13 protein-coding genes and 1 other RNA gene are annotated in these 16,379 nt (G+C 71.9%); 12 read left to right on the top strand and 2 right to left on the bottom strand.

Going from position 1 to position 16,379, the window contains the following annotated elements; all coding sequences use genetic code 11:
- The first annotated feature begins 324 nt into the window (after positions 1-324).
- Entirely contained in the window at positions 325-1,176 is an 852-nt protein-coding gene (locus K7854_RS03390) for a hypothetical protein (RefSeq protein ID WP_226024829.1), read from the top strand.
- A gap of 137 nt (positions 1,177-1,313) precedes the next feature.
- Here K7854_RS03390 and K7854_RS03385 read toward each other — a convergent pair whose 3' ends face one another.
- Entirely contained in the window at positions 1,314-1,508 is a 195-nt protein-coding gene (locus tag K7854_RS03385; RefSeq protein WP_226024828.1) for a hypothetical protein, read from the bottom strand.
- 214 nt (positions 1,509-1,722) lie between these two features.
- Between K7854_RS03385 and ftsE the strand changes: the two genes are divergently transcribed.
- The 5 genes from ftsE to ssrA all read left to right on the top strand — a co-directional run bounded on the left by ftsE (position 1,723) and on the right by ssrA (position 5,660).
- Positions 1,723-2,412 carry a cell division ATP-binding protein FtsE gene (ftsE, locus tag K7854_RS03380; protein WP_019325705.1) on the top strand — a complete coding sequence of 230 codons (690 nt, stop codon included), beginning with the start codon at positions 1,723-1,725 and terminating at the stop codon, positions 2,410-2,412.
- A 42-nt stretch (positions 2,413-2,454) separates the two neighbouring features.
- Positions 2,455-3,372, top strand: coding sequence for a permease-like cell division protein FtsX (gene ftsX / locus K7854_RS03375; RefSeq protein ID WP_226024827.1), 918 nt, complete (start codon positions 2,455-2,457; stop codon positions 3,370-3,372).
- Positions 3,373-3,440: 68 nt separating this feature from the next.
- Entirely contained in the window at positions 3,441-4,628 is a 1,188-nt protein-coding gene (locus tag K7854_RS03370; RefSeq protein WP_226024826.1) for a S41 family peptidase, read from the top strand.
- Between the two features lie 46 nt (positions 4,629-4,674).
- A complete protein-coding gene (gene smpB / locus K7854_RS03365) occupies positions 4,675-5,154 on the top strand; it encodes an SsrA-binding protein SmpB (RefSeq protein WP_226024825.1) in 480 nt (159 codons plus the stop codon).
- 106 nt (positions 5,155-5,260) lie between these two features.
- Positions 5,261-5,660: a transfer-messenger RNA gene (gene ssrA, locus K7854_RS03360) on the top strand.
- Between the two features lie 105 nt (positions 5,661-5,765).
- Here ssrA and K7854_RS03355 read toward each other — a convergent pair.
- Positions 5,766-7,061 carry an MFS transporter gene (locus tag K7854_RS03355; RefSeq protein WP_226024824.1) on the bottom strand — a complete coding sequence of 432 codons (1,296 nt, stop codon included), beginning with the start codon at positions 7,059-7,061 and terminating at the stop codon, positions 5,766-5,768.
- A gap of 83 nt (positions 7,062-7,144) precedes the next feature.
- On the opposite strand from K7854_RS03355, the gene stgR reads away from it, so the two are divergent.
- The 6 genes from stgR to K7854_RS03325 all read left to right on the top strand — a co-directional run bounded on the left by stgR (position 7,145) and on the right by K7854_RS03325 (position 16,316).
- Complete coding sequence (gene stgR, locus K7854_RS03350; RefSeq protein WP_226024823.1) at positions 7,145-8,116, top strand: LysR family transcriptional regulator StgR; 972 nt, start codon at positions 7,145-7,147, stop codon at positions 8,114-8,116.
- Positions 8,117-8,918: 802 nt separating this feature from the next.
- Positions 8,919-10,253 carry a hypothetical protein gene (locus K7854_RS03345; RefSeq protein WP_226024822.1) on the top strand — a complete coding sequence of 445 codons (1,335 nt, stop codon included), beginning with the start codon at positions 8,919-8,921 and terminating at the stop codon, positions 10,251-10,253.
- On the top strand, positions 10,253-12,457 hold the full coding sequence (locus K7854_RS03340; protein WP_226024821.1) for a bifunctional polysaccharide deacetylase/glycosyltransferase family 2 protein: 2,205 nt from the start codon (positions 10,253-10,255) through the stop codon (positions 12,455-12,457). The genes K7854_RS03345 and K7854_RS03340 overlap by 1 nt, the downstream gene beginning before the upstream one ends.
- An 89-nt stretch (positions 12,458-12,546) precedes the next feature.
- On the top strand, positions 12,547-13,779 hold the full coding sequence (locus K7854_RS03335) for an acyltransferase family protein (RefSeq protein WP_226024820.1): 1,233 nt from the start codon (positions 12,547-12,549) through the stop codon (positions 13,777-13,779).
- Between the two features lie 119 nt (positions 13,780-13,898).
- Positions 13,899-14,825 (top strand): hypothetical protein, encoded by a 927-nt coding sequence (locus tag K7854_RS03330; protein ID WP_226024819.1) that lies wholly within the window; start codon positions 13,899-13,901, stop codon positions 14,823-14,825.
- Between the two features lie 132 nt (positions 14,826-14,957).
- A complete protein-coding gene (locus K7854_RS03325; protein ID WP_226024818.1) occupies positions 14,958-16,316 on the top strand; it encodes a NarK family nitrate/nitrite MFS transporter in 1,359 nt (452 codons plus the stop codon).
- Positions 16,317-16,379: the final 63 nt, after the last annotated feature.

The following is a 16,379-nucleotide window of genomic DNA, read 5'->3' as shown; positions in this document are numbered from 1 at the left end:
ACCGCGCCAAGTCGCCGCTTTGTCGACAAGGCAACTGCCGCTCTCCGGGCGGCAGTTGCCTTTTGTCTGCCCGTTGTTCGCCGGTGATGTCTGGGTTTTGCATCACACTCACACCCTTTGTGTCCGGCATACGTCCCGTACCTGGACATCGCGTACGCAATGGCCTTGACGTTGCTTTGAACATTCGGAATGGTGAGGCGCGGCATGCGTATTTCTGGGGCGCATGTGAACCGGGGGGCTTGAGCACACACGCAGCCACCCCCGTCGATCACGGCCCCCGAGTGCGGCCTCACCGACTAATCGGCTACTGGGGGTAGCAACTACATGACGAAGAAGACGCGCATCCGTGTCGCGCGCATAGCGGCCGGCGCCGTGATCGCGGCCGGTGCCTCCCTGACCGCCGCGGGTGCCGCCTCGGCGCTCGACATCGGCGTGAGCGCCAGCGCCGACGACGAGGGTCTCGGCCTCGGCGTCAGCGTCCAGGGCGGCGAGGAGGACGGCGGTGCGACCGAGGGCAACGCCATCGTCGGCGTGACCGAGGGCACCTCGCAGGGCACGTCCGAGGGGACCTCGGAGGGTACTTCCGAGGGCACGTCCGAAGGCACCTCCGAGGGCACCTCGGAAGGGACGTCCGAGGGTACTTCCGAGGGCACCTCCGAGGGGACGTCGGAAGGCACCTCGGTGGGCACGTCCGAGGGCACTTCGGTGGGCACGTCCGAGGGCACCTCCACCGGCACCTCCGAGGGCGGCGACAACGGCGGTTCCGGTGACAACGGCGGCAACGGCAACAACGGTGGCGCCGGTGACAACGGCGGCAACGGCAACAACGGCGGTTCCGGCAACAACGGCGGTTCCGGCAACGGCGGCGGCAGCGGCGACAACGGTGGCGGCAACGGGGGCAACTCCGGCGGCACCGGCGGCGGCGACAACACCACCCCCGACGGCGGCGGCAACGACAACGTCGCCCAGGAGGAGGGTTCCTCCGCGCTGACCGACACCGGCGAGGAGGCCCCGGCCTCCGACGCCGCCGCCCAGGGCAGCGGCGAGGAGCTGGCCGAGACCGGTGCCGCGGAGACCACGTTCCTGCTGGTCGGCGCCGCGACGATGATCGCCGGAGGCATCGGCTTCCGCTTCCTCCCGCGCCTGATGAACGGCCGCGGCGGGGCTGCTGCCTGACGGTAGCCGTCCGCGTACGCACCGCGCACGCAGCCGAAGGGGCCCGGAGCTTCATCGCTCCAGGCCCCTTCCGTGCCTTCCGGTCCCGCGAAACCCTCTGTCGCGTCCTGGCGGGCCTGAGGGCCGCTCCCGGCCCCTCAGACGGTCTGGTGGGCCAGCAGGGCCACCGCCGCGACCAGCACCGCCAGCAGCGCGATCAGCGTCGCCGGATTCAGCCCCGCGAAGGGGTTGCTCTCCTGCTGCAGCCGCTCGCGGTTGGCCCGGCACACCGGGCACCTGCCCTCACTCACGGGCGCCGCGCAGTTCGCGCACACCAACCGGTCGTACGTCATGCGCTCGCCCTCCTTGCCACCGGCTCTGTTCCGAAGAACGCCCGCAACGACACGAACGTTCCCCTTCCACTGTGCCAGGTTCCACGGGGCCCCGCGCGCCCTCCCGCAGGGACAAAACACGCAACTGATGCGCAACCCCGACCGGTGACTGCGGTCGGCTCCCCGGTTCGCGTATGGTCACGCACATCTACCCCCGGCGACCCGTGGTGCATCCGTGATCCGATTCGACAACGTCTCCAAGGTCTACCCCAAACAGAGCCACCCAGCCCTCAGGGACGTCTCCCTGGAGGTCGAGAAGGGCGAGTTCGTCTTCCTCGTGGGGTCCTCCGGCTCCGGAAAGTCCACCTTCCTGCGGCTGATCCTCCGCGAGGAGCGGTGCAGCCACGGGCAGGTGCACGTGCTGGGCAAGGACCTCTCCCGCCTGTCCAACTGGAAGGTGCCGCAGATGCGGCGCCAGCTGGGGACGGTCTTCCAGGACTTCCGCCTGCTGCCGAACAAGACGGTCGGCGAGAACGTCGCCTTCGCCCAGGAGGTCATCGGCAAGTCCCGCGGCGAGATCCGCAAGTCCGTGCCGCAGGTCCTCGACCTCGTCGGACTCGGCGGCAAGGAGGACCGCAGGCCCGGCGAGCTGTCCGGCGGTGAGCAGCAGCGCGTCGCCATCGCGCGCGCGTTCGTCAACCGGCCCAAGCTCTTGATCGCCGACGAGCCCACGGGCAACCTCGACCCGCAGACCTCGGTCGGCATCATGAAGCTGCTCGACCGGATCAACCGGACGGGCACCACCGTGGTGATGGCCACGCACGACCAGAACATCGTGGACCAGATGCGCAAGCGCGTCATCGAGCTGGAGAAGGGCCGCCTCGTCCGTGACCAGGCACGCGGTGTCTACGGCTACCAGCACTGACGAGCCACAGACGACGAGGAACGAAAGGCTTAACGAGACGCCATGCGCGCCCAGTTCGTAGTCTCGGAGATCGGTGTCGGTCTTCGCCGCAATCTGACGATGACCTTCGCGGTCATCGTCTCGGTCGCCCTGTCCCTGGCCCTGTTCGGCGGTTCGCTGCTGATGAGCGACCAGGTCAACACCATGAAGGGCTACTGGTACGACAAGGTCAACGTCTCGGTCTTCCTCTGCAACAAGAGCGACGCCGAGTCCGACCCGAACTGCGCCAAGGGCGCGGTGACCGAGGACCAGAAGAAGCAGATCATGTCCGACCTCGACGAGATGGCCGTCGTCGAGAAGGTGACCTACGAGTCGCAGGACGAGGCGTACAAGCACTACAAGGAGCAGTTCGGCGACTCGCCGCTGGCCAGCTCCCTCACGCCGGACCAGATGCAGGAGTCGTACCGGATCAAGCTGAAGGACCCGGAGAAGTACCAGGTCATCGCCACCGCCTTCGACGGTCGTGAGGGCGTGCAGTCCGTGCAGGACCAGAAGGGCATCCTGGACAACCTCTTCGGTCTCCTCAACGGCATGAACTGGGCCGCCCGCGCGGTGATGGCCCTCATGCTCGTGGTCGCCCTGATGCTGATCGTCAACACCGTGCGCGTCTCGGCGTTCAGCCGCCGCCGGGAGACCGGCATCATGCGCCTCGTGGGCGCCTCCGGCTTCTACATCCAGGCGCCGTTCATCATGGAGGCGGCGGTCGCCGGTCTCATCGGCGGTGGTGTCGCCTGCGGATTCCTGGTGATCGCCAGATACTTCATCATCGACCACGGACTCGCCCTGTCCGAGAAGCTGAACCTGATCAACTTCATCGGCTGGGACGCGGTGCTGACCAAGCTCCCGCTCATCCTGGCCGTGAGTCTGCTGATGCCGGCGTTGGCGGCGTTCTTCGCGTTGCGCAAGTACCTGAAGGTGTGACGCATACCAAGGGGGCCGCGCGGTCAAGGGACCGTGCGGCCCTCACGCGTTGTCCTAGACTCACCGGCATGTCAGGTCGTGACCTGTTCTGTCAGCCCCGTCGCGTGCGCCACGGGGCCGCCCTGACCTTGGTGTTCGCGAGCGTGCTCGTCGCGGGCGCGGCCACCGGCTCGCTCCCCGGTCCGGACCGGAAGTCCGAGCCCGGCACCGCCCGTTCGGCCGCCCCGGCCGGTCAGCAGGCCCGCCACGACGACGTCGCCCGCGCGGCGGCCGAGGCCATGGCCGACGGCAAGTCCCCCGTGGAGGCCGCCGAACGCGCCGTCTCCCGCAGCGGGGACCGCTGGGGCGCCGTCTACTCCGAGGGCGAGTACGAGGAGTTGGAGGACGCCCTCGACGGCCGGTACACCGGCGTCGGGCTCTCCGCGCGCCGCGAGCGCGACGGCCGCATCCAGGTGACCAGGGTGCGCTCCGGCTCGCCCGCTGCCGACGCCGGGATCCGCGAGGGCGACCGGCTGCGCAGCGTCGACGGCGAGCGGGTCGACGGGCGGCCGGTCACCGAGGTCGTCTCCATACTGCGCGGCGACGCCGAGGCCGAGCCCGCCGGCACCGCCGTCCGGCTGGGCCTGGAGCGCGGCACGCGCGCGTGGACCGAGACCGTACGCCGGGCCACGCTGTCCACCGACCCCGTGACCGTCCGCACGCTCGCCGACGGCCTCACCGTCGTCAGGGTCGCCTCCTTCACCAAGGGGGTCGGCGCCCAGGTGCGCGATGCCGTGGCCCGGGTGCCGTCCGGCGCCGGGGTCGTCCTCGACCTGCGCGGCAACTCCGGCGGCCTGGTCACCGAGGCCGTCACCGCCGCCTCCGCCTTCCTCGACGGCGGCCTGGTCGCCACGTACGACGTCGACGGGGACCAGCGGGCCCTGCACGCCGGAACCGGCGGCGACACCTCCAGACCCCTGGTCGCGCTCGTCGACGGCGGCACGATGAGCGCGGCCGAGCTGCTCGCCGGGGCCCTCCAGGACCGCGGCCGGGCGGTCGTCCTGGGTTCCCGCACCTTCGGCAAGGGCTCGGTGCAGATGCCGAGCCGGCTGCCCGGCGGCTCGGTGGCCGAGCTGACCGTCGGGCACTACCGCACCCCCTCCGGGCGCGGCGTCGACGGCACGGGCATCACGCCCGACCTGGAGGTCGACCCGGCGGACCCGGCCGCCCTCGCGCGGGCCCGGACGGTGCTGAGCGGGCTCGGGCCGACCGCGTAATCGGCTTTCCGCCAGGCCCCTCCGTAGTGCCAAAATGGACCGCACTATGGCTAAGGAAAAAGGGCGCAAGCTGATCGCGCAGAACAAGAAGGCGCGGCACGACTACCAGATCCTCGACACCTACGAGGCCGGCCTCGTGCTGTCCGGCACCGAGGTGAAGTCGCTGCGCCAGGGGCGGGCCTCGCTGGTCGACGGCTTCGTGCAGCTGGACGGTCAGGAAGCGTGGCTGCACAACGTGCACGTGCCCGAGTACAGCCAGGGCACCTGGACCAACCACAGCGCCCGCCGCAAGCGGAAGCTGCTGCTGCACCGGGTGGAGATCGACAAGCTGGAGTCGAAGTCCCAGGAGACCGGTCACACGATCGTGCCCCTGGCGCTCTACTTCAAGGACGGGCGGGCCAAGGTCGAGATCGCACTGGCGCGCGGCAAGAAGGAGTACGACAAGCGCCAGACCCTCCGGGAGAAGCAGGACCGCCGCGAGGCGGAGCGGACGATCTCGGCGATCCGGCGCAAGCAGCGGGCCTGAGGCCCGCCGGAATAGGCTGGCACCGGTACGCGTTGTTCACGTACGATGGCACCTGCACCTCACAGCGGGTGCGCGCCCCTCTTCGGAGGACTTGAAAAATCAACATGGGGATGATCGGTTTCGACAGCGGCTGTCGAAGCAGGGGAAGCGTGTCGAGGAAGCGGCCATGATCTCGTAAACCACAGGCCGAAAAAAATAATCGCCAACACCAAGCGCGATTCCTCCCAGCAGGCCTTCGCCCTCGCTGCCTGATCTCAGGTAGCGAAGCGAGCCTCCTACTAAGGGAGTGTCAGCCCGGGGATGTTCCCGACCCGGATCCTGGCATCAGCTAGGGGACTAAACCTTGATCCCGGTCACGGGGTGAAGAGGGAAACCAAACAGTGACTGAGCCCGTCGGAGACTTGTCCGCGTGATCTCCGGGGCCGAGAAAATCGAAGCGGACTGCACACGGAGAAGCCCTGGTTCCGCACCGTTGGACGCGGGTTCGATTCCCGCCATCTCCACGAGGTCGAGGGCGACGTGTGCTCGCGCGGTAAGCGCGAGCCACGTCGCCCTCGTCGTTTTTGCGCGGCTGCGCCGCGCGGCGCGGGGGCTCCGCCACCCGCACCCCCTCACCGGGTTCGCCGGGTCGGCAGCAGGGACAGGAGCAGGGCCGTTGCCGCCGCCGTGACCGGTACGCCGTAGGCCGCGGTGGGGGAGACGTGCTCCACCGTCCAGCCGCCCGCCGCGCTGCCGCAGGCGATGCCGCCGAGCAGGCCGGTCACCGCGAGGGTCATGCCCTCGTTCAGTCGGCCCTCCGGGGTGCGGTGCTGGACCAGCGTCATCGTGGTCACCATCGTCGGGGCCGTCGCCATCCCGCCGACCAGCAGCGTGAGCGCCAGCAGCGGCAGCGACCCGCTGAGGGAGGCCGCGAGGAGCGGCAGCGTCAGCAGGGCGGCCATCGCGGCCACGCACCACGGCAGGCGGTGCTCGGCCGGGCCGGCGGGCTTGATCGCGCCGTAGAGCAGACCCGCGGCGCAGGACCCGGCGGCCTGCAGGGCGAGGACCACACCGGCGGCCGCGCGGTGACCCTGTGCGTCCGCGAAGGCGATGGTGACGACCTCCATGGCGCCGAACACCCCGCCCACCGCCAGGCACACCACCAGCAGTGACGGGATGCCCGGCGCCCGGAAGGGAGCCTTCGCCGTCGGGCGCGGGCGGGCCGGGGGCTCGGTCGAACGCCGGGCGGTGAACAGCAGCATGCCGGTCACCAGCAGGACCACGCCGACGAGCGTGCCCGCCTCCGGGAACAGCGAGGTGCACAGGAACGCCGCGAGGACCGGCCCGAGCATGAAGCACAGTTCGTCCGCGGCCTGTTCGAAGGAGTTCGCGGTGTGCAGGGCGTCGGCGTCTCCCTTCAGCAGGTGGGCCCAGCGGGCGCGGGCCATGCCGCCGGTGTTGGGCGTGGTCGCGGTCGCGGCGTAGGCGGCGAACAGCGTCCAGGCGGGCGCCCCGTACCGCACGCACAGCAGCAGCGCGAGGGAGCCCAGCGCGGCGAAGAGCGTGGCGGGCAGGGCCACCCTGGCCTGTCCGTACCGGTCCACGAGCCGCGCGGTCCACGGGGCGACCAGCGCCGTCGCCGCGAGGCCGGTCGCGGTGACGGCGCCGGCGAGGGCGTACGAACCACGAGTGCCGGCGATCATCACGACCGCGCTGACGCTGAACATGCCCATGGGCAGCCGGGCGATGAGGTTCCCGAGCGTGAACGCCCGGGCGCCGGGGGTGGAGAGCAGCCGCCGGTACGGGCCGGGCGGCCGACGCCGGGTACGGGGGCGGAAGTCGGCCGCGACCAGGGTGTCGGCGGTGACGGCCAGGAAGGGGGCCGGGTGAGGGGGACGGGACGGGCGTGCGGGAGTCGGTTGCGGCATGCGTCCACCGTCGCCCGGGGACGATCAGTGGGTCCAACACCTTCTCCGTGGCCATTCACGCACCAGCGTTGTAAATTCGCCGGATGTCCGCACCCGCCCACCTCGACCCGCGCCTCCTCCGCGCCTTCGTCGCCGTCGCCGAGGAGCTGCACTTCACCCGCGCCGCCGCCCGCCTCTACGTCGCCCAGCAGGCGCTCAGCCGGGATGTGCGGCGTCTGGAACGGGAGTTGGGCGCCGAGCTGTTCGTCCGGACCACCCGGCAGGTGACGCCGACGGCCGACGGCGAGCGGCTGCTGCCGTACGCCCGCCGGGTCCTCCAGGCGCAGGACGACCTGCTGGCCGCGTTCGGGCAGGCCCGGCCGCTGCTGGTCGACCTCAACTCCCCGGGGCTGGTCACCGGTCGCCTGGTGCTGGCGCGGGCCCGTGCGCTCGCGCCCGAGCAGGAGCTGATGGCGCGCTACGAGAGCGGACTGACGCACGCGGCCGGTGAGCTGGTCGCGGGTCGACTCGACGCCTCCTTCGGCCGGTTCGCGGGACTGCCCGCCGCCCTGCGGGCCGGACTCGGTCACCAGCCGGTGCGCCTGGAGCCCATGGCGGTCGTCCTGCCCGAGGACCATCCGCTGGCCCGGCTGCCGAGGGTGCCGCTCGCCGCACTCGCCGGGGAGGCCGTGTACGCCGGGGCCGGCAACCCGCGCACGCCGGAGTGGACCGACCTCGCGCAGCGTCTGTTCGAGGGGCGCGGCATCCAGGTGGCGTCCCCCGCGCCGCTGGCGGTCGGCGAGGAGGAGTTCCAGCGCATCATGGACAAGACGCGCAATCCGATCCTCGCCGTGGAGAGTTTTCCGGCCATGGCCGCGACGGTGGTCCGCCCGCTCGTCGATCCCGTGCCGCTGTCGCCGGTCTCGCTCGTGTGGCGAAAGGGACTGGTGCATCCCGCGCTCGACGCGCTGCGCCGGGCGGCGTCGCAGGTCGCGACCGAAAAGGGTTGGCTGGAGCTTCCCGACGGGGGGTGGATTCCGGCCGCCGACGCCGCTGTGATGTCCGTCCACAAGTGACACGCGGCCACCACACATCCTCCGCGTGCGCTACATTCTTTGCCTGAGCACGGTGTGATACAGGGGGCGCTCGAAGCTGGTGGGGGCCGGTTCGGCCGACGAGTGCTCGGAGTCGTATGCGCACCCGGAAGTGTTCCGTGGGGGGAAGTGCGCGCGCGTGAAGAATTGGCAAAAAGACGCCCAACCGGAGTGGCCTGAGGCCGAGTCCGGGGCTCCTGATCGGTCGGAGGCCGGACGAGATGCTGACGCCACCGAGGTGCTGCCCCCGGCCGGCCCCCTCCCGTCGGCAGGGGAACCCCCGGTGACCGCGCCGGGTTCGGGGTGGTTCGGCGACTCCGGTGCGGGTCCGCGCGGCCGCGGGAGTTCCGACGCCGGCCGCACGGAGGGCCCGGGCTCCCGAATAGGCGGCCGCGCCCCCCGCCAGCCGTCCCCGGACCCGCTGGCCCGGGGACGCATAACCTGGGGCACGCCCGCCGCCCCGCCCGCGGCGGACCCCGGCCCCACCGCCCCGATCCCCAACTCCTTCGACCCGTCTCCCCGGACTTCCCGAATCCCCGGAAACAGCGAGGCCCGCGACTCCGCCCCCGGCACCGGTCCCGGCCGGGGTGTCGACACGGGACCCGACTTCGACCGCACGGCCGTGCTGCCGCCGACCGGTGGTGGCGCACCGGGGGCCGCGGCAGCCGACGCCCGCGATTCCGGCTCCGCGAGCGGGTACGCCCGCGGCTCCGCCCCCGGGAGGGGCTACAGCCGCGCTTCTGTCCCCGGGAGCCGTCCGGACTCCGACTTCGACCGCACGGCCGTGCTGCCGCCGACCGGTGGTGGCGCCACGGGGCCCGCGGCAGCCGGGGTCCGCGACTCCGCCCCCGGCACCGGTCCTGGCCGCGGTGCAGGCTCCGGGCCCGACTTCGACCGCACGGCGGTGCTGCCGCCGACCGGTGGTGGCGTCCCGGGGCCCGCGGTGGGCGACGCCCGCGACTCCGGCTCCGCGAGTGGCTACACCCCCGGAACGGGCTACACCCGCGCTTCTGTCCCCGGGAGCCGTCCCGACCCCGGCTTCGACCGGACCGCCGTGCTGCCGCCGACCGGTGGTGGCGCCCCGGGGGCCGCGGCAGCCGACGCCCGCGACTTCGGTCCCGGCACCGGTCCCGGCCGCGGTGCAGGGTCCGGCGGTGACTTCGAGCGGACGGCCGTGCTCCCGCCCGCCGGTGCCGGTGCGTCGGGGGCTCCCACGCGGGTCTTCTCCGGGCCCGGGGAAGACCCCGCGTCGCCGCTCCCGTCCGGGCCCGCCACCGCCGCGCTGCGCGATCCCTGGCAGGAGACGCCGGAGGCGGACGCCGGGCACACTCACGATCCGCACGAGGTCACCGTGCAGCTCGACGCCGTCCACCTCGGCGACGGCGTGCTGCTGCGGGCCGACGGCGGGCACCGCAAGAGCGGCCCGGAGGCCTCCGACGGGCCCGTCTTCGTCGACGCGTCCGGCCGCCGCAACCGCCTGTACCGCCGCCTCGGCATCCTGGTCGCCGTCGCCTGCGCGGTCTACGCCGTCGTCATCGTCTCCACGCTGCTCTCCGGCAACTCCGACGCGCCGTGGATGCCCGTACCGGGCCAGGAGGAGGGCGCACCGGCCGGCCAGGTCGACACCACCCCGCAGCCCTCGCAGTCGGCGCAGCCCACCGGCACCGGCACCACCGCCCCGCAGGCCACGCCCTCGGCCGGGGCCGGCGCGACGACCGAACCGGGCGTCGAGTCACCCGCGTCCGGCACCTCCGGCGTCACCGGCGGCGCCACCGGACAGCCCGGCACGAGCGCCGCCCCGAAGACCTCGGCGCCCGGCACCGACCAGAACCAGGGCGGCGGCGCGACCGGTCCGGACCCGACGCAGTCGACCCAGGTCCCGCCCCCCGACAGCACGGACCCGTCGGCCCCGACGGGCGGCGACGGCACCTCCGTCGAACCGACCGCGCCCACCGGCGGTTCCACCACCGGCACCGACCCGGGCACGGGCGGCGGCACCAACGCCAACGGCGCGGGCGCCCCGGACCCCCTCGCGGGCCAGGGCGGCGCACCCGTCGTGGTCGCCGGCCCGGCCGACACCTCCACGTCCCCTCATCTGTCCCCGGAGAACACCCTCTGATGGCATCCCGCACCCGCCGTCACGGGGCCGCACGCAACGCCCGTGAGGGCTCCCGCCGTCGTGTGCCCTTGCGCCTGCTGCTTCCGCTGCTCGTCCTGGTCGCCCTGGTGGCGATGCTCATGCTGCGCGGCTACGTGCACAGCGAGATCCTCGCCGACCACCGCGTCCAGCCGCCCGCCGCCACCGACAAGGTGCCGCAGAAGATCCTCGAGGGCGGCCCCGTCATCGACGTGCGCGGCGGCCGCACCGAGAGCCTGAGCGTGCCCGACCACCGGCTCGTCCTCACCTTCGACGACGGCCCGGACCCGACCTGGACGCCGCGGGTGCTGGACGTGCTGAAGAAGCACGACGCGCACGCGGTCTTCTTCGTCACCGGCACCATGGCCTCCCGCTATCCCGACCTGGTCCAGCGCATGGTCGACGAGGGCCACGAGGTGGGCCTGCACACCTTCAACCACCCCGACCTCTCCTTCCAGTCCAAGAAGCGCATCGACTGGGAGCTGTCGCAGAACCAGCTGGCGCTCACCGGCGCGGCCGGGGTGCGCACCTCGCTGTTCCGCCCGCCGTACTCCTCCTTCGCCGACGCCATGGACAACAAGTCCTGGCCGGTCACCGAGTACATCGGCAGCCGCGGTTACATCACCGTCGTCAACAACACCGACAGCGAGGACTGGAAGAAGCCCGGCGTCGACGAGATCATCCGGCGCGCCACCCCGCACCGCGGCAAGGGCGCCATCGTCCTGATGCACGACTCCGGCGGCGACCGCCACCAGACCGTGCAGGCCCTGGACCGGTTCCTGCCCGACCTGAAGAAGAAGGGCTACGAGTTCGACAACCTCACCGAGGCCCTGGACGCGCCCAGCGCCATGTCCCCGGTGACCGGCGCCGAACTGTGGAAGGGCAAGGCGTGGGTCTTCCTGGTCCAGGCCTCGGAGAAGCTCACCGACGTCCTGGTGGTGGGCCTGGCGATCATCGGCACGCTGGTCATCGGGCGCTTCGTCCTGATGCTGCTGCTGTCCGGCGTACACGCCCGCCGGGTCCGGCGCCGACGCTTCCGCTGGGGCCCGGCGGTCACCGAACCGGTCACGGTGCTGGTCCCGGCGTACAACGAGGCCAAGTGCATCGAGAACACGGTGCGTTCCCTGGTGGCGAGCGACCATCCGGTCGAGGTCGTCGTCATCGACGACGGCTCCACCGACGGCACCGCCCGCATCGTGGAGGGGCTCGGCCTGCCGGGCGTCCGGGTGATCCGGCAGCTCAACGCGGGCAAGCCCGCCGCGCTCAACCGCGGCCTCGCCAACGCCCGTTACGACATCGTCGTGATGATGGACGGCGACACCGTCTTTGAACCCTCCACCGTCCGCGAACTCGTCCAGCCCTTCGGCGACCCCAGGGTGGGCGCGGTGGCGGGCAACGCCAAGGTCGGCAACAAGGACAGCCTCATCGGCGCCTGGCAGCACATCGAGTACGTGATGGGCTTCAACCTGGACCGCCGGATGTACGACGTCCTCGGCTGCATGCCGACCATCCCCGGCGCGGTCGGCGCCTTCCGCCGCTCCGCCCTGGAGCCCATCGGCGGCATGAGCGACGACACGCTCGCCGAGGACACCGACGTCACCATGGCGCTGCACCGCGCAGGATGGCGGGTCGTCTACGCCGAGAACGCCCGCGCCTGGACCGAGGCCCCGGAGTCCGTCAGCCAGCTGTGGTCCCAGCGCTACCGCTGGTCGTACGGCACCATGCAGGCCATCTGGAAGCACCGCCGCGCGGTGATCGAGAAGGGCCCCTCGGGCCGCTTCGGCCGCGTGGGCCTGCCGTTCGTCTCGCTGTTCATGGTGCTGGCCCCGCTGCTCGCCCCGCTGATCGACGTCTTCCTGCTCTACGGCATCGTCTTCGGACCCACCGAGAAGACGATCGTGGCCTGGCTCGGCGTCCTGGCCATCCAGGCGGTCTGCGCCGCCTACGCCTTCCGGCTGGACCGGGAGAAGCTGACCCCGCTCATCTCGCTGCCCCTCCAGCAGATCCTGTACCGCCAGATCATGTACGTGGTGCTGCTCCAGTCCTGGATCACGGCGCTCACCGGCGGCCGGCTGCGCTGGCAGAAGCTGCGGCGCAGCGGCGGGGTGTCCGCGCCGCCGCCCGGCGCCGACGGCATCCCGCCCCAGCGGCGGTCCGGGGCCATGGACGGGAGGCCGGTGCGATGACCACCCCGCCCTACGACCCGACGCGGCCGCCCGCCGCGGCCGGCTTCCCCGCCCCACCCCTGCCTGGTCCGACCCGGAGCGCCCCGCACATGACCGCACCACCCCTCCAGCCGCCCGTCGGCACGGACACCGCCGTACCGGCGGAGCCCCGGCCGAAGCAGGCCCGGCGCGCTCCCGTGCGCGACCGGTACTTCGACCTGCTCCGGGCGGTGGCCCTCTTCCGCGTGGTCCTGTACCACCTGATGGGCTGGGCCTGGCTGCCGGTGGTGTTCCCGTCCATGGGCGTGATGTTCGCCCTCGCGGGCAACCTGATGGCCCGCAGCCTCAAGCGGCCGGCCGTACAGGTCGTCCGCAGCCGCATGCGCCGCCTGCTGCCGCCGCTGTGGCTGCTGGGCGTCGTCGGCGTGACCGGCATGGTGCTGCAGGGCTGGGGGCCGAACGAGGACGGGCACCCGGGCTGGTGGTGGTTCCACCTGGTCTACTGGATCCTGCCGCTGAGCGACCCGCCCTTCGCCGAGAGCGTGCCGGGCATCCACGGCATCCTGGGCGAGGACTGGGCCGCGGAACTGGGCGGGCCGCTCTGGTACATCCGCGCCTACCTCTGGTACGTCCTGCTCTCCCCGGTCCTGCTGCGCGCGCTGCGGGCCCTGCCGTGGCTGACGATCCTCGCGCCCCTGGTGCTGTCCGCCGCCTTCCAGTTCGGCTACCTGAACCTGCCGGGCGAGCGCTTCCCGTCCGCGCTCACGGACTTCAGCACCTTCGGCGCCTGCTGGATCCTCGGCATGGCCCACCAGGAAGGCATCCTGAAGCGGCTGCCGCGCTACGTCGTGCCCTCGGTCGCTCCCGTGATCGCCGCACTGGGGCTCTGGTACGCCTTCAGGGAGGGCTTCAAGACCGGGTACGACCTGGACTCCATCCCCTTCGCGCAGGCCGTCTGGTCCTTCGCCACGGTCCTGCTGCTCCTGCACGTCAGCCCGTCGTGGACCGAGTGGCCGCGCCGGCTGCGCCGCTGGGACCGGCTGATCACCCTGCTCAACTCCCGCGCGGTGACGATCTACCTGTGGCACAACGTCTGCATCCTGGTCGCGGCCACGCTCTGGGACCAGTTGTGGGGCTTCGACGCCATCTACGAGAACGTCCCGTGGCTGCTGGAGAGCCCCTGGCCGGTGCTGGTCATCGCCTGGCTGCTCATCGGGAGCTGCATCGTCTGGTTCGGCTGGATGGAGGACGTGGCCGCCAAGCGCAGGCCCCAGCTGTGGCCGGACGGCGGCAAACGCACGGCAGCGAAGCAGCCGAGGGCCCGCGCCGCGCACCGGGGCTGACGCTCCGCACCCGGGGCCGCGCGCCGCACCGGGGCTGACGGGTGTCGGCCCGCCGTGCGAGACTGCCCCGGTTGCGCGAGTGAACAGGGTGGCGTGAGCCGGTCAGGGGGAGCAGCGGGATGAGCAAGCGGCAGACGCAGAAGATGCTGGAGCTGATGGCGAGCGGCGAGCCGGTCCAGCTCACCAGCCGGATGTCGTCCGTGAAGAAACTCGCCAAGCTCGCCTTCGTCGCCCAGCAGTTCGGGTATGAGTACGCCGACGTGCGGCAGAGCGGCGGGAACAACGCCGCGCTCACCATGCTGCTCGTCCCCGACCCGAGCCCGCAGGCCCGCACCCGGGCCGCGCAGAACTGGGCGCAGTACCCGAACGCCGGTGACGGCGTGTCGCTGCCGCCGCTCGTGCCGGACGCCTTCGAACTCCTCAAGGCCCGGATCAACTTCGACCTCACTGGCAAGAACGCCCAGAAGAACATGGGCTACGGCGCGCTCGGCGCCACCGTCGCCAGTGTGGTCCTCGCCTACCGCGAGGGCGGTTCGTCCGACGACTTCGTCCTCGCCGGGATCATCTGGCTGGTCCTCATGGTGGCCCTGGGCCTCGGCTTCCTCGTCACCCGCAAGCGCAACGCCAAGTTCGCGGCGCGGCTGCAGGCGGCCGGGTTCGTGCCGCTGGCCGACGAGACCGGGCGGGTGCGGTACCTGCCGCCCGGCGGGCAGCTGCCGGGGCACGGGAACCCGTTCGGCACCGCGCCGGGTGGCTACGGGCAGCCGGCCCCGGGCCCGTACGCCGCCCAGCCGCCGCAGCAGCAGCCGTACGGCGCACCGCCGCAGCCGTACGCACCGCAGGCCCCGCAGCCGTACGCGCCCCAGCCCGCCCCGCAGGCCCAGCAGCCCTACGCGCCCCAGCCGCCCTACCCCTCGCAGCAGGCCCCGCAGCCGTACGCCCAGCCGCAGCAGCCGTACGCGCCCCCGCAGGGGCAGCAGCCGTACCCGCCGCAGGGCCACCCGCAGCAGAACCCGCACTGGCAGCCCCAGCACCCGCAGGGCTGACCGCGATCTCTCACCCCGCCTCCGCGCCGGGTGAGAGCAACGTTCCCTGCCGGTCATCCACAGCCCCACCGGCCCGAAACGCGCCCTGCCTAGCGTCGGCGCCACCGAGCTGTGGAGCACCGTGGAGGCGCGATGAAAGCCCGTGGCGGACGCTGGATCGAGCACTGGGATCCGGAGAACGAGACCTTCTGGAAGGAGACGGGGCGGCGAACGGCCCGGCGGAACCTGTTCTTCTCCGTGCTCTCCGAGCACATCGGGTTCTCCGTCTGGACGCTGTGGTCCGTGCTGGTGCTCTTCATGGGCCCGGAGTACGGGCTGTCACCGGCCGACAAGTTCCTGCTGACCTCCGTGGTGACCCTGGTCGGTGCCGTCGTGCGGGTGCCGTACACCTTCGCCGTCGCGGTCTTCGGCGGCCGCAACTGGACGATCGTCTCGGCGAGCCTGCTCCTGGTCCCGACGGTCGCGGCCTTCGTCGTGATGGAACCGGGGACGTCCTTCTCGACGTTCCTGCTGATCGGACTGCTGGCCGGGATCGGAGGCGGCAACTTCGCCTCGTCCATGACCAACATCAACGCCTTCTTCCCGCTCCGGGAGAAGGGGTGGGCGCTGGGCCTCAACGCCGGCGGCGGAAACGTCGGCGTCCCCGTCATCCAGCTCGTCGCCCTCGCGATCATCGGGGCGAACGGCGGGCCCCGGGTGCTGCTCGGCATCTACATCCCGCTGATCCTGGTCGCCGTCGTCCTCGCCGCGCGCTACATGGACAACCTCACCACGGTGAAGAACGACACCGGGGCCGCCAAGGACGCGGCCCGGGACGCCCACACCTGGATCATGTCGGTGCTGTACGTCGGCACCTTCGGCTCGTTCATCGGCTACAGCTTCGCCTTCGGACAGGTGCTGACCACCCAGTTCGGGCGGACGCCGCTGCAGGCCGCGTACCTCACGTTCATCGGCCCGCTGCTCGGTTCCCTCGTCCGTCCGCTGGGCGGCAGGCTCGCCGACCGGTACGGCGGTTCGCGGATCACCCTGTGGAACTTCGTCGCCATGGCCGCCGCCACCGCGGTGCTCGTCCTGGCCAGCATGGAGAAGTCGCTGGCGCTGTTCGTGCCCGTGTTCGTGGTGCTGTTCGTGCTCAGCGGGCTCGGCAACGGCTCGACGTTCAAGATGATCCCGGGCATCTTCCACTCCAAGGCGCTGGCGCGCGGGCTGACGGGCGAGGCGGCCGTACTGCACGGACGGCGCCTGTCGGGTGCGTCGATGGGGCTGATCGGTGCGGTGGGCGGCCTCGGCGGCGTCGGGATCAACCTCGCCTTCCGCCAGTCCTTCCTCTCCTCCGGGTCGGGCACCGGTGCCTTCGTCGCCTTCCTGGCCTGCTACGCCGTGTGCATCGTGGTGACGTGGGCGGTATACCTCCGCCGCCCCGCCGTGCGCGGCGATGCGCGGGCGGGAGCGGCGCGGACGGAGGCGCGGCGCAGCTATGCGGAGGTGTGACGTAACACTGGTGACATGAGGCCGAACCGAGCCTGTCACGCACCGTTGACAGGCTCGGTCGGC

It is taken from the genome of Streptomyces hyderabadensis, assembly GCF_020404845.1.
GTDB classification, from domain to species: Bacteria; Actinomycetota; Actinomycetes; order Streptomycetales; family Streptomycetaceae; genus Streptomyces; species Streptomyces hyderabadensis.
The sequence above is the reverse complement of the archived record's forward strand: the minus strand, read 5'-3'. Positions and strand labels throughout refer to the sequence as shown.